Source organism: Corynebacterium sp. HMSC08A12 (assembly GCF_001807485.1).
Classification (GTDB): domain Bacteria; phylum Actinomycetota; class Actinomycetes; order Mycobacteriales; family Mycobacteriaceae; genus Corynebacterium; species Corynebacterium evansiae.
In genome coordinates, this window is the sequence record NZ_KV789168.1 from 342,890 (window position 1) to 356,689 (window position 13,800).

Below are 13,800 nucleotides of genomic sequence, written 5' to 3' on the forward strand. Positions count from 1 at the left end.
CTATTCCTTAAACCACCCCGTCACCGCTGGCGCGATGTTGGTGTAGACGTGCTTGTGCTCCTGGTACTCGGCCAGTCCGGTGGGACCGAGCTCGCGGCCGTTGCCGGACTGCTTCATTCCGCCCCACTCCGCCTGCGGCAGGTAGGGGTGGAAGTCATTAATCCAGATAGTACCGTGACGCAGCTTACGTGCGGCCCTTTCCGCCTTTCCCGCGTCAGTGGTCCACACGGCACCGGCGAGGCCGTACTCGGTGTCGTTGGCAATGGCCACGGCCTCGTCCTCGGTGGTGAAGGATTCGACGGTCACGACCGGACCGAAGGCCTCGTCGTGCACGCAGTCCATCTCTTGCGTGCAGCCATCGATGATCGTCGGCAGGTAGAACACGCCCTGGGTCAGGTCCGTGTTGCCCGTGGCGTGAGAGCCCTGGTTGTCCTCGGCCGTCGGGATGCGGCCGCCGCAGAGGATCTTCGCACCTTGCTCGCGGGCGCGGTCGACGTAGGCCGCAACCTTGTCGCGGTGATCCGCGGAGATCAGCGCGCCGGTCTCGGCGGCCTCGTCCAGCGGGCCGCCGACCTTGATCTTCTCGGCCTTGGCCACCAGAGCCTCGACGAACTGGTCGTGGATGGACTCCTCCACCACGATGCGGGAGCCCGCAGAGCAGACCTGGCCGGAGTGGACGAACGCGCCGTTCAGTGCGTTATCCACCGCAGCGTCGAAGTCCGCGTCGGCGAAGATAACGTTCGGATTCTTGCCACCCAGCTCGAGGGCCACGCGCTTGACGGTCTCCGCCGCGTTGCGCGCGATCAGCTTGCCGGTGACCAGGCCACCGGTGAAGCTGACCATATCCACATCCGGGCTCTGCGACAGCGGGTTGCCGCAGTTGGCGCCCGCGCCGGTGATCAGGTTAGCCACGCCGGCCGGCAGACCCAGCTGGTCTAGAACCGTCATCAGCATCATGGCGGTGTGCGGAGTGAGCTCCGCCTGCTTCAGCACAAAGGAGTTGCCGGCGGCCAGGGCCGGGGCGACCTTCCAGGCCACCTGCAGCAGCGGGTAGTTCCACGGGGTAATCAGGCCGCATACGCCTACCGGTTCGGCGTCAATACGAGAGCGAACATTTGCATCGCCCGGGTCCACGACGCGACCGGCCTGGTGCTGGGCGAGAGTGCCGAAGTACTCGAAGGAGTTGGCGATGTCGTCCATGTCGATCTCGGACTCGGCCAGGCGCTTGCCCGTGTCGGCGGACTCGGCGCGGGCGAAGGCATCCTTGTTCTCGCGGATCTTGTCGGCGACCTGTAGCAGGAGCTTGCCGCGCTCGGCGGCGGGCACGTCGGCCCACACGCCGGAGTCGAAGGAGGCACGGGCAGCGGCGATGGCCTTGTTCGTGTCCTCGTCGGAGGCCTCGGACACCAAGCCCACGGTGGAGTTATCGGCGGGGTTGGTGATCGTGCGGGTCTCGCCCTTTTCGGCTGCTACCCACTCGCCGTTGATGAACAGCGAGGCGGGAGCGCCCTCTTTCTTGTGCACCCCGGCCAGCAGTTCGCAGGTGGTGGGGTCGAACAGTACAGCGTTCATGGTTGTGATTCTCGCTTTCTGTATTTGACCTTTTGGTCCAGTTGGTCGGTCCAGTTGGTCCAGCTTTTAGTCTTCGGTCCAGGTGCGCACGGGATCCGCGCCGTCGGACATGTCGGAGGTGCCCGGAAGATCGCGCTGCATGTGCAGGAACTCCAGGTGGCGCTCGTAGAGGTCCAGGACGTTATCGATCAGCTGCTCCGTGGTGTAGCCGTAGATGTCGTAGCCCAGCGAACCGGTGTTATCGAAGACCTCGAGACGGTAGTAGTTCTCCCCATTACTGGTGCTGCGGGTGAAGCTCGGCACCGGGTGCTCCAAGGGGTAGATCTGGTAGCGGAAGTCTTGCTCTTCACCCAGGTGGATGGTGAGGTCCAACTGGTTTACCGGCAGGTTCGGCACGTCGGCAGCCACCAGCGTAGTGTCGATGCCCTCGTCCTTCAGCTCGCGTGCGACGGCCTCCAGCGCAGGCTGCGCCACGTTAGTGAGGTACTCGTTCGCCTTGGCCTGGCTCGGCCAGGTGGATGCTCGAGACAGGCGCTTGCGCCAGGACTGCTTGTCCCCACCGGCACCGGAGCGGCCGGACATGGCGCTGTGCAGGGAGATACTGCGGGCCTCCGTGGCGTAGCTCTCCAGGCGCAGGGAGCGCCACAGTCCGAACATGATGAGGTAGATCACGATCGTGAACGGCAGACCCATCACGATGGTTGCCAGCTGCACTGTTTCGACGCCGTTAACTTGCAGCATGACCAGCGTCAGCAAGCCGACCAGCACGGCCCAGAAGATGCGGGACCACTTGGCACCGTCCTGGCGGGAATCCTCGATCTTGGAGGTGAAGTTGGCGGTCACCAGCGCACCGGAGTCGGCGGAGGTGATGTACAGAAGCAGGCCAATCATGGTGCACAGGACGATCAGCACCGCGCCGCCGTTCATGTCCTGCAGCAGTGCGTAGAAGCCCTGCTCCGGAGTTTCCATGGTGTTGTTGGCGAAATCCATGTCGCCACCGACAACGCGCTTCAGGGCGGTGTTTCCGAACAGGCTCATCCACAGCAGGATGAACAGGAACGGGATGGTCAGTACGCCGACGACGAATTGGCGCAGGGTGCGGCCGCGGGAAATGCGGGCCAGGAACAGGCCGACGAAGGGCGCCCAGGCTACCCACCAGGCCCAGAAGAACAGCGTCCACGCGCCCATCCATGCCTTGGTGGCCTCCGGGTCCTCAGAGAAGGCAAACGTGTCCATCGTCATGCCCGGGAAGGAGGACACATAGTCGCCGATGTTCATCACGAGGGCGTCAAGAAGGAAGGCAGTCTGGCCCGTGACGGTGACGTAGAGGACCAGCCCGATGGCCAGCAACACGTTGATCTCACTCAGGCGCTTAATACCCTTGTCCACGCCGGAGATGGCGGACAGGGTGGCGATGCCGACGGCGAAGATGATCAGGCCGGATTGGACGGCCACGCCCTGATCCCAGCCGAAGATGAGGTGCAGGCCGTAGGTCAGCTGCACCACGCCGATGCCCAGCGAAGCCGCGATGCCGAAAACGGTGCCCAGGACGGCCGCGATGTCCACCGCGCCGCCGATCGGGCCGTGGATGCGCTTACCGATCAGCGGGTACAAGGCGCTGCGGATGGCCAGCGGCATGTTCAGGCGGTAGGCGTAGTAGCCGAAGGCCATGCCCATCAGGGCATACAGGGCCCAGCCGGTCACACCGTAGTGGAACAGTGCCCAGACGACAGCCTGCTCGGCGGCTTCGCGGGTCTGCCCATCCCCTACTGGCGGTGCCATGTATTGAGTCACCGGCTCCGCGACGGCGAAGAACATCAGATCCACGCCGATGCCGGCGGCGAAGAGCATCGCCGACCAGGAGAAGAGGCGGAACTGCGGACGGGAGTGGTCCGGCCCCAGGCGAATGTTGCCCGACTTCGAGAATGCAACCACCAGGACGAAGATCACAGCGACCGTGGCGGTGACGATGTAGAACCAGCCGAGGTTCGTGGAGATCCAGCCGGTGACGGTGCCCAGGGTGTCCTTGGCCTGCTCACGTCCGAAGAAAGCGTAGAGGGCGACGGCCAGGATGCCGAGTGCCGAGACGATGAAGACAGGCCAGTTGGTCTTGGGGTCCGTTACTTCACCCGGCGAATAGCTATCACGGTCGTTAACATCAAAAGAGCCGACGATCACTCGTGGAGCAGAGCTGTTTTTCCTGCTCCCGATGCGCCGGGAGGCGCTTTCGGCCGCCTGCGGCTGATGGTCGTTTTCGGCATTTGTCATGTAGTTCTCCTCTTGTTCTCCTCGATCGCTTCCTCGCCAAAGGGAGTTCATTTTCTCAGAAATACAATTTCCTAGAGTACACAGGTCATTCTAATTTGCCAGCATTCCCCCTCACATAGGTGTTAATTACTGCCTCACTAGTGAGGTGGTTTAATCATGCCTTTTACCTGCTATCTAGCGAATTAAAAAAGAAAATGGCATACTAGTAAACGTTCAGTCATTTAACTAGGAGGCGAGTGAATAGATGAGCTTCATCGACAAGCTGATTCCAGGAAAGAAGAACGACACCAAAGGCCAGGTAGTCGAAGACCGTCGTCGGGATATCGTCATCGTCGGCGGCGGTTCCGCAGGTTCCGTATTGGCCAACCGACTCTCCGAAGACTCCGCCAAGGACGTCATGGTCCTGGAGGCCGGCCGCCCGGACTCCCTGTGGGATCTGTTCATCCACATGCCGGCGGCGTTTTCCTTCCCCATCGGCGACAAGCACTACGACTGGCAGTACGAATCCGAGCCGGAACCGGAGATGAACGGCCGTCGTATCTACCACGCCCGCGGCAAGGTGCTGGGTGGCTCCTCCTCCATCAACGGCATGATCTTCCAGCGCGGCAACCCAATGGACTACGAGAAGTGGGGCAAGCTACCTGGCATGTCCAACTGGGGTTGGAGCCACGTCCTGCCCTACTTCAACAAGATGGAAACCGCCCTGGGCGCCGACGCTAACGACCCGCGCCGCGGCCACAACGGTCCGCTGAAGCTGACCCGCGGCCCGGCCACCAGCCCACTGTTCCAGGCCTTCTTCAAGTCCGTCCAGCAGGCCGGCTACAACCTCACCAACGACGTCAACGGCTACCGCCAGGAGGGCTTCGCCCCCTTCGACCGCAACATCCTGGGCGGCAAGCGCCTGTCCGCCGCCCGCGCCTACCTGCACCCGGTCATGGACCGCAAGAATCTGGACGTGCGCACCCGCGCCTACACCACGCAGGTCATCGTTGAAAACGGCAAGGCCGTGGGCGTGGAGTACCAGTGGAAGGGCCAGACCCACCGCGTCTTCGCCGACAAGGTCATCCTCTGTGGCGGCGCCTTCAACACCCCGCAGCTGCTGGAACTGTCCGGCATTGGTGACCGCGAGGTGCTGGAAAAGGCTGGCGTCGAGGTCAAGAAGCACCTGCCCGGTGTGGGCAACAACCTGCAGGACCACCTCGAGGTCTACGTGCAGTACAACTGCACCCAGCCGGTGAGCTCCCAGCCGTACTACAAGATGATCAACCGCCCGTTCATCGGTCTGCAGTGGCTGCTGACCCGCCGCGGTCCGGTTGCGTCCTCTCACTTCGAGGCCGGCGGCTTCGCCCGTTCCAACGAGAACGAGGACTACCCGAACCTGATGTTCCACTTCCTGCCGATGGCGATCCGCTACGACGGTTCCCAGCCGGAGGGCGAGCACGGCTTCCAGTTCCACGTCGGCCCGATGTACTCCGACACCAAGGGCCACGTGCACATCAAGTCGAACGACCCGAAGGACAAGCCGGAGATCCTGTTCAACTACCTGGCCACCGACCAGGACCGCCGCGAGTGGGTCGAGGCCGTGCGCACCTCCCGCAAGCTGCTGGATACCCCGGCGATGAAGGAGTTCACCGACGGCGAGATCTCCCCCGGCTCTGCCGTGGAGACCGACGAAGAGATCCTGGAGTGGGTACGCAACGACGCAGAGACCGCTCTGCACCCGTCCTGCACCGCCAAGATGGGCCCGGCGGACGACGAGATGGCCGTTGTCGACCCGGAGACCATGCAGGTCCACGGCGTTGAGGGCCTGTACATCGCCGACGCTTCGGTCATGCCGATCATCACCAACGGCAACATCTACGCCCCGGTCATCATGCTGGCGGAGAAGGCCGCCGACCTGATCAAGGGCGACAAGCCCCTGGATCCGATCGACATCCCCTTCTACCACGCTAAGCAGGACATGCCGCTGTACGCAGAGGGCGAAGAGCCCCGCGATCACGTCAACGCCATCCCGGGCGCTGACCACTAGGGTTTAGGGCTCCAGCCCGTCCAGATACGCCCGATCTGCCTTGGATAGCTCCACGTTATCCAGCAGATCCGGGCGTATTTTTTTGGTTCGGGCGAGGGATTGTTCGCGCCGCCACTGCGCAATCTTCGCGTGGTTGCCGCTAAACAGCACGTCCGGCACGTCCAGCCCGCGCCACTGCCGGGGGCGCGTGTAGCTGGGGCCTTCCAGCAGCCCGTCCTGGAAGGAATCCTCCTGGTGGCTGGCCTGGTTGCCCAGCACGCCGGGGATCAGCCGCACCATCGCCTCGGCCATGACCAGCACTGCGACTTCCCCGCCGATCAGCACATAGTCGCCAATGCTGACTTCTTCCACGCGGTAGCGGTTCTGTGCGTCCTCCACCACTCGCTGGTCGATACCTTCGTAGCGGCCGCAGGCAAACACGACGTGTTCTTCGGTGCTCCACCGTTCTGCCATGTCTTGGGTGAACGGTTTTCCTGCGGGTGTGGGGACAATAAGCAGCGGTTTTGTGACGCCACCCGCTTCCTCACCTAAACGCTCAGCATCGCTGTCGCTTGTGGCTGGCAGCAGGTTGCGCTTGTGCTCCGCGGAGCTCTCCAGGTCGCTGACCGTGGCCGCCGGGCCGGTGCCCGCCGCGACGTCATCGAGAGCCGGTCCCCAGACCTCGGGCTTCATCACCATGCCAGGGCCACCGCCGCACGGGGTGGAATCCACCGACTGGTGGACGTCACTGGTCCAGGCGCGCAGATTATGCACGCCAACGCTTAGGATGCCCTGCTCAATGGCCTTGCCTAGGAGCGCGTGGCGCAGCGGCTCTAAATATTCGGGGAAGATCGTTACTACGTCTAGGCGCAAAACTAGCTCAGCTCCAAAAGCCCCTCGGGCGGGGTGAGTACGAGGATCTCCTCCTCCAGGTCCACCACCGGGACAATCTGGTGACGGAAGGGTACGAGCACTTCCTTGCCGGCGGTCGGCAGCTGGGACTCGGCGTCAATAAGAATAACGAGCAACTGCCCGGCCGGAGTGTGCTCAACGGCGACGACCTCCCCTACCAGATCGCCGAGCTGGATCTCGTCGCCCTCCAGATCCGTGCCGGGGGCGAGGAGGTAGGCGGTGAGGCCCTCGAGTTCGTGGTCGTAGAAACCGTCGTCGTCCTCATCGTGCACGGGGGCAGCGAAGAAGCGCACGCCGCGCAGGGACTCGGCGGCCGTGCGGTCGGCGACCTCCTCGAAGGTGACCAGCAGGCGCCCCTGGTGCGGGCGGAAGGAACGGACGGTCAAGGACAGCTCCTTGCCCGCCTGCTTACCTTTCAGAACCTCGCCGGTGGCGAAGCGCTGTTCGGGGGTGTCCGTCGTGGGATCGACGACCACCTCTCCCCGCACGCCGTGGGGCTTGATCACCCGGCCGATCTGCAACTCCATAGGCTAGATAACACCCTGTGCCAGCATTGCATCGGCTACCTTGCGGAAGCCGGCGATGTTGGCGCCGAGAACGTAATCGTCTTCCCGGTCGTACTCGCGAGCCGTCCTATCGCAACGCTTGAAGATTCCACGCATGATGTCGCGCAGGCGCCTATCGGTGTAGTCGAAGGTCCAGGAATCGCGGGAGGCGTTCTGCTGCATCTCCAGCGCAGAGGTAGCCACACCACCGGCGTTGGCGGCCTTGCCCGGGGCGAAGAAGATCTTGCGCTTGCGGAAGACCTCGATGGCCTCCGGGGTACACGGCATGTTGGCGCCCTCGGCGACGTAGCGGCAGCCATTGTCGGCGAGCATGATGGCCGCCTCGCCGTCCAGCTCGTTCTGGGTGGCGCACGGCAGAGCCACGTCGGCCTCAACCTCCCAGATGTTGCCGCCCTCGTGGTAGGTCACGCCGTCGGTCTCCTTGGCGTAGTCGGACAGGCGGGCGCGGCGCACCTCCTTGATGTCCTTCAGAAGTTCGATGTCCACGCCTTCGGGGGTGCACACATAGCCAGAGGAATCAGACATGGCAACGACGGTTGCCCCGAGCTCCTGGGCCTTTTGAGCAGCGTAGATGGCGACGTTACCGGAACCGGAGACGATGACCTTGGCACCGTCAAAGCGATCGTCGTGGGCACCCATCATTTCCTGAGTGAAGTACACGGTGCCATAGCCAGTGGCCTCGGTGCGGACCAGGGAGCCGCCCCAGGTCAGGCCCTTGCCGGTGAGCACGCCGGACTCGTGGCGGTTCGTCATACGGCGGTACTGGCCAAACAGGTAACCGATTTCGCGACCGCCCACGCCGATGTCACCGGCGGGAACGTCGACCTCCTCGCCGATGTGGGTGTGCAGCTCCGTCATGAAAGACTGGCAGAAGGACATGATCTCTCGGTTCGACTTGCCCTTCGGGTCGAAGTCCGAGCCACCCTTTGCGCCGCCGATCGGCAGGCCGGTTAGGGAGTTCTTGAAGATCTGCTCGAAGCCGAGGAACTTGATGATGCCCAGGTTCACCGACGGGTGGAAGCGCAGGCCGCCCTTGTAGGGGCCGAGCACGGAGTTGAACTGCACGCGGAAACCGCGGTTCACGCGCACCTCGCCCTCATCCGTGATCCATGGGACGCGGAAGATGACCTGCCGCTCCGGCTCACACATGCGCTCGATGAGTGCATAATTTGCGTAGTGCTCGTCCTTCTTCAGGACGTACGTCAAGCTGTCCAGCACCTCTGCAACGGCCTGGTGGAACTCAGGCTCCCCGGCGTTGCGTTGAATGATCTGCTGGTAATAACCGCTGACGGTTTCTTCGACGTTCATTGAGGATGCCTTCTTTGCCTCTCGCGAAAACCCAATGGTCGGCATGCGGCCGACCTGTGATGACAGTCATTTAGTCTACTCCCCATGACCGACAACACATTCAAGTGGTGCGTTCCGGGGGCAATCGCCGCAGCGGATAGCGTGAAAGACAACTTGAAATCCACCCTACAAATACAGAAACCCCAGGTGAGCAGCAACTACTCAACCTGGGGTTAGGAATCAGGTGGCGGTTCGTACCGCCGCCCCCTTACTCTGCAGACTCGGCCTCAGCCTCTGCCTCGCCCTCGGAGTCAGCCTCAGCCTTCTCGGCTTCCTCAGCAGCCTTGGCAGCAGCCTCTTCCTCAGCGGCAGCCTCAGCAGCAGCCTTGGCCTCTGCCTCTTCCTTGGCCTTGCGCTTCTTCTCGGTGATGGCCTCAGCGGTCGGCCCATCGGCAGCCTCAGCCAGAGCCTCGTTGAACAGGTCCAGCTTGGACTTCTTCTCCTCGGCAACCTTCAGGGTGCCCTCAGCGCCCTCGATGCCCTTGTACTTCTGCCAGTCGCCGGTGACCTTCAGCAGAGCCAGAACCGGCTCGGTCGGCTGTGCGCCGACGCCCAGCCAGTACTGTGCGCGCTCAGAGTCGATCTGGATCAGGGAAGGCTCCTGGGTCGGCTGGTAGATGCCCAGGTTCTCGATGATCTTTCCGGAACGCTTGGTGCGTGCATCCTGAACGACGACGCGGTACTCCGGGGTACGGATCTTACCCAGGCGCTGCAGCTTAATCTTGACGGCCATGTGATGGCTCCTTTTCTTCTAGTTGGTCACTGGGCAGTTCAGACACTCCGCGAAAAATTTCTGCGGAAAATCCGCTGAAAAAATTTTTCTGGCCGGAGCCGGTTCAACCCTTCGTATTTTTGCTGCGCGTGACCACCGGCCGACCGTGGTCGGGGACGGTGTTACACAGACAACCTGCATAAGTGTAGTAGCTGGTGCCCGCGGGAACCAAATCCCCTGCTGGCGGTGCCGGCTACTTCTTCGGGAAGTTCATCTTCGACAGGTCGATGCCCTCGAAGCCCGGGGGAAGCTGCTCCTGCATCTTCTCCAGATCCTTCATGCTGGGCATTCCGCCGCCCATACCCGGCATCCCAGGCATGCCGGGCATACCTGGCATCCCCTGGCCGCCGCCCATGTTCCGGCGCATGTTCTTGCGGTTCTTGTTCTTGGCGTTCTTGCCCTTCTTGCCCTTGCGGTGCACCTTCTGCTTCTTGGTCGCAGAACGGCCGCCCATGCCGAACTGACCGGCCATCTTGCCCATCATCTTCTTGGCCTCGAAGAATCGGTCGACCAGCTTGTTCACGTCGGAAACGCTCACGCCAGAACCGTTGGCGATGCGCTTGCGGCGGGAGGCGTTCAGGATCTTCGGGTCCTGGCGCTCGGCGGGAGTCATGCCGCGGATGATGGCCTGGATGCGGTCCAGTTCCTTCTCATCCACCATGTCGGCCATCTTCGACATCTGGGAGCCACCGGGCATCATCTTCAGGATGTTGCCCAAGGGACCCATCTTGCGGATCATCAGCATCTGTTCGAGGAAGTCCTCCAGCGTCAGGTCGCCGGAGGCCATGCGCATGGCGGAATCTTCGGCCTTTTCGGCGTCCAGAACCTGCTCGGCCTGCTCGATCAGGGTGAGCACGTCACCCATGCCGAGGATGCGGTTGGCCATGCGATCCGGGTGGAAGACGTCGAAGTCCTCCTGCTTCTCGCCGGTGGAGGCGAACAGGATCGGCTTGCCGGTAACCTCACGGATCGACAGCGCGGCACCACCGCGAGCGTCACCATCCAGCTTCGTCAGGACGACACCCGTGAAGTCCACGCCATCGCGGAACGCCTCGGCCGTAGTAACGGCATCCTGGCCGATCATGGCGTCAATAACAAAGAGCACCTCGTCGGGCTCCACCGCATCGCGAATGTTGCGCGCCTGGCGCATGAGCTCCTCGTCGATGCCCAAGCGACCCGCGGTATCGATAATGACGATGTCGTGCTGGCTGCGGTAAGCCTCCTCGATACCGCGCTGCGCGACGTCGACCGGGTCACCGTGGCTGGTGCCCATCTCGTGGTCGTGGGAATCCAGGCTGGTGCCCGGGTCCGGGGCGAAAGTCTTTACTCCGGCGCGCTCGCCGACGATCTGCAGCTGCTGCACCGCACCCGGGCGCTGCAGGTCACAGGCCACCAGCATGGGAGTGTGGCCCTTCTTAGCCAAGTGCAGAGCCAGCTTACCGGCCAGGGTAGTCTTACCGGCACCCTGCAAACCGGCCAACATGATGACTGTCGGCGGGTGCTTAGCCAGGTTCAGCCGGCGGGTCTCGCCGCCGAGGATTTCCTTGAGCTCCTCGTTGACGATCTTGATGACCTGCTGTGCCGGGTTCAGCGCCTCGGATACCTCTGCCCCGGCGGCGCGCTCCTTGATGCGCTTAATAAAGGCGCGCACCACCGGGAGGGATACGTCTGCCTCCAAGAGCGCAAGACGGATCTCGCGCGCGGTGGCATTAATATCAGCCTCGGACAGCTTGCCCTTGCCACGAAGGCCCTTCATGGCAGATTGCAGGCGGTCTGACAAAGACTCAAACACTACTTAGTGCTCCCTTGTAGGTATCGGAGGTTGGTTTATAACTCCCCTAGCTTAGCCAGTGGCCTACACGACAGTCACATTTCACCGGTGTTTTACAGCGTTTTACAGTGCTGCCTTACAGCGCATCCTCTCCACGCTCGCCGGTACGCACGCGGATCACCTCGTCCACCGGGGTTATCCAAATCTTTCCGTCCCCGATCTTTCCAGTGCAGGCAGCACTGACAATCGCGTCGACGATGCTATCCACCGAGGCGTCCGCCGCCACGATCTCTAGCTTTACCTTCGGCACAAAGTCCGCCGCGAACTCGGCGCCGGTCAACACACCGTTGTCCTTCGACAGCAGCGCCAAGCCCACCGTTCCCCACAGCCCTGCGGCCAGGTGTACACCCACGACGTCGAGGGAGTCGTCGTAGCCGAAACGGTACTTGAGACCGATTGCCATGCAGGCGATGACGCCACCTATGAATCCAATGACGATGGAAGTTAGGGGCGTCAACGTTCCAGCCGCCGGGGTGATCGTAACCAGACCTGCCACGGCGCCAGACGCGGCACCCAGAGAGGTAGCGGCGCGGTCGCGGATAGTTTCACAGAGCATCCAGCCGAGCATCGCGGCCGCGGTAGCGACCATGGTGTTAACCCAGGCCAGACCAGCCATACCATCGGCGGCGAAGGCGGAGCCGCCGTTGAACCCGTACCAACCGAACCACAACAGTGCGGCACCGAGCATCACCATCGGCAGATTGTGCGGGCGCCCCACCTTGGAGGGGAAGCCAGCGCGCTTGCCAACGAGCAGAGCCAGAACCAGCGACGCGCTGATGAGCATCCAAGCCGAATTTCCGGAGGTCAGTACAAGTTGATCTGGGGTCATTTTTCACATCCATATCTGTGAGCCTCAGCACTTGTGCTGCAAAGAGTAAAATGCTGAAAACTCGCATTCAGGAAAGAAAAAATTTTCTGAGACGCAGATCACCGACTTTTTAGCCGGACAACGCGAATAACCCCGTACGCTGCACGCATACGGGGCTATTTACGTAAATTTTTTAATTTTTGCTGTCCGAAGGGGCTTATTTTCTACCCCAGCAGTGCATCGACGAAGCTTTCGACCTCGAACGGGGCCAGGTCGTCCGCGCCCTCGCCGAGGCCCACCATCTTCACCGGCACGCCGAGTTCTTCCTGCACCTGGAAGACGATGCCGCCCTTTGCGGTGCCGTCGAGCTTGGTGAGCACCACGCCGGAAATGTCCACGACCTCGCGGAACGTGCGCGCCTGCATGAGGCCGTTCTGGCCCACGGTCGCGTCCAGCACCAGCAGCACCTCGTCGACCTTCGCCTTCTTCTCCACCACGCGCTTGACCTTGCCCAGCTGGTCCATCAGGCCCACACTGGTGTGCAGGCGGCCGGCGGTATCGACCAGGACGACGTCCACGCCGGAGTCGATGCCCTTCGCCACTGCGTCGAAAGCAACGGAGGCTGGGTCTGCGCCCTCTGCGCCGCGTACCGTTTCTGCCCCCACTCGACGCCCCCACGTCTCCAGCTGGTCAGCCGCAGCCGCACGGAACGTATCCGCCGCGCCTAGCAGAACCTTGTGGCCCATGCCGATGAGCACGCGGGAGAGCTTGCCGGTGGTGGTGGTCTTGCCGGTTCCGTTGACGCCCACCACCATGATCACGGCTGGCTTGCCCTCGTAGGGCATGGCCTTGATGGAGCGGTCCATGTCCGGCTTGCAGGCGTCGATCAGCGCCTCGCGGAGCATGCCGCGGGCTTCTTCCTCGCTGGAAACGCCATTGATGGCGATGCGCTCGCGCAGGTCGTCGACGACCTTCATCGTGGTTGGGGTACCCAGGTCGGCCATGAGGAGGGTGTCTTCGATCTCCTCCCATGCGTCCTCGTCGAGGTCGCCGGCGCTGAGGATGCCGAGCACGCCACGGCCGATGACATTCTGGGACTTGGACATGCGGCCGCGCAGCTTGCCAAGGCGGCCCTGGACGGGCGCGATCTCCTCGCGCTGTTCCGCGGGAGCTGGTTCTGGTTCGGGTTCCGGCTCCGGCTCAGCAACAGGCTCCGGCTCCTCCACCGGCTCCGGCTTAGGCGTGGGCGCCGGAGCCGGGGCGGCCTTCGGCGCCTCTGGTTCGGGTGTCGGCTCCGGCTCGGGGGTTGCCTCTGGTTCCGGGGTCGGCTCCGGTTCCGGGGTGGGTTCCGGTTCCGGGTCCGCCTTAGGCTCGGGGGTCGCTTCTGACTCCGGGGTTGCCTCTGGGGTTGCCTTCGGGGTTCCCTTCGGTTTCTTCAGCTCCTGGTCAGGGCGCAGTTCCGGCTGCTTCTCGGCAGTCGCGGCACCGGCTCCGGCGCCACCACCGGCGGTGAAGTTAAACCCGCCCTGAGCCTTGTAATCGCCACTGCTGGGCTTCTTCTGCTCGATCTCCTCCTTCTTCTCGAAGGAAACCTGCTTTGCCTTGTTCCGGCGCAGCCCCAGAACAACGAGAATCGCCACGACAATGACGAGAACCAAAAGTCCAATTAGGACCCACATCAAAACACTATTCATAGCTTCCAGTGAATCAGAACTT

General features: G+C 62.7%; 10 protein-coding genes and 1 pseudogene. 2 read left to right on the forward strand and 9 right to left on the reverse strand.

The window, feature by feature from the left end:
* Together HMPREF3166_RS03510 and betT are read right to left on the reverse strand one after the other, a co-directional pair.
* Nucleotides 1–1,572, reverse strand: coding sequence for an aldehyde dehydrogenase family protein (locus tag HMPREF3166_RS03510; protein WP_070487680.1), 1,572 nt, complete (start codon nucleotides 1,570–1,572; stop codon nucleotides 1–3).
* A 66-nt stretch (nucleotides 1,573–1,638) separates the two neighbouring features.
* Nucleotides 1,639–3,840 (reverse strand): choline BCCT transporter BetT, encoded by a 2,202-nt coding sequence (gene betT, locus HMPREF3166_RS03515; RefSeq protein WP_083293801.1) that lies wholly within the window; start codon nucleotides 3,838–3,840, stop codon nucleotides 1,639–1,641.
* Nucleotides 3,841–4,084: 244 nt separating this feature from the next.
* Between betT and betA the strand changes: the two genes are divergently transcribed.
* Nucleotides 4,085–5,869, forward strand: a complete 1,785-nt coding sequence (gene betA, locus HMPREF3166_RS03520; protein WP_035006074.1) for a choline dehydrogenase — start codon at nucleotides 4,085–4,087, stop codon at nucleotides 5,867–5,869.
* Between the two features lie 3 nt (nucleotides 5,870–5,872).
* On the opposite strand, the gene trmD is transcribed toward betA, so the two are convergent.
* The 3 genes from trmD to gdhA are packed head-to-tail and all read right to left on the reverse strand — an operon-like array spanning nucleotide 5,873 to nucleotide 8,634.
* The gene (trmD, locus tag HMPREF3166_RS03525) at nucleotides 5,873–6,721 is read right to left on the reverse strand and encodes a tRNA (guanosine(37)-N1)-methyltransferase TrmD (protein ID WP_035006077.1); all 849 of its coding nucleotides are present in this window, start codon (nucleotides 6,719–6,721) and stop codon (nucleotides 5,873–5,875) included.
* Between the two features lie 2 nt (nucleotides 6,722–6,723).
* Nucleotides 6,724–7,287: a ribosome maturation factor RimM gene (rimM, locus tag HMPREF3166_RS03530; protein ID WP_035006079.1), complete on the reverse strand. Its 564-nt coding sequence runs from the start codon at nucleotides 7,285–7,287 to the stop codon at nucleotides 6,724–6,726.
* A 3-nt stretch (nucleotides 7,288–7,290) separates the two neighbouring features.
* Nucleotides 7,291–8,634 (reverse strand): NADP-specific glutamate dehydrogenase, encoded by a 1,344-nt coding sequence (gene gdhA, locus HMPREF3166_RS03535; RefSeq protein WP_035006082.1) that lies wholly within the window; start codon nucleotides 8,632–8,634, stop codon nucleotides 7,291–7,293.
* 84 nt (nucleotides 8,635–8,718) lie between these two features.
* Between gdhA and HMPREF3166_RS10380 the strand changes: the two genes are divergently transcribed.
* Nucleotides 8,719–8,850 carry a hypothetical protein gene (locus HMPREF3166_RS10380; RefSeq protein ID WP_256365734.1) on the forward strand — a complete coding sequence of 44 codons (132 nt, stop codon included), beginning with the start codon at nucleotides 8,719–8,721 and terminating at the stop codon, nucleotides 8,848–8,850.
* A gap of 31 nt (nucleotides 8,851–8,881) precedes the next feature.
* Here HMPREF3166_RS10380 and rpsP read toward each other — a convergent pair whose 3' ends face one another.
* The 4 genes and pseudogenes from rpsP to ftsY form a co-directional block, all read right to left on the reverse strand.
* Entirely contained in the window at nucleotides 8,882–9,406 is a 525-nt protein-coding gene (gene rpsP / locus HMPREF3166_RS03540) for a 30S ribosomal protein S16 (RefSeq protein WP_070487682.1), read from the reverse strand.
* A gap of 232 nt (nucleotides 9,407–9,638) precedes the next feature.
* Nucleotides 9,639–11,237 (reverse strand): signal recognition particle protein, encoded by a 1,599-nt coding sequence (gene ffh / locus HMPREF3166_RS03545; RefSeq protein WP_070487684.1) that lies wholly within the window; start codon nucleotides 11,235–11,237, stop codon nucleotides 9,639–9,641.
* Nucleotides 11,238–11,430: 193 nt separating this feature from the next.
* Nucleotides 11,431–12,051: pseudogene (locus HMPREF3166_RS03550) on the reverse strand (ammonium transporter); the annotation flags it as partial.
* 257 nt (nucleotides 12,052–12,308) lie between these two features.
* Entirely contained in the window at nucleotides 12,309–13,778 is a 1,470-nt protein-coding gene (ftsY, locus tag HMPREF3166_RS03555) for a signal recognition particle-docking protein FtsY (protein WP_083293802.1), read from the reverse strand.
* Nucleotides 13,779–13,800: the final 22 nt, after the last annotated feature.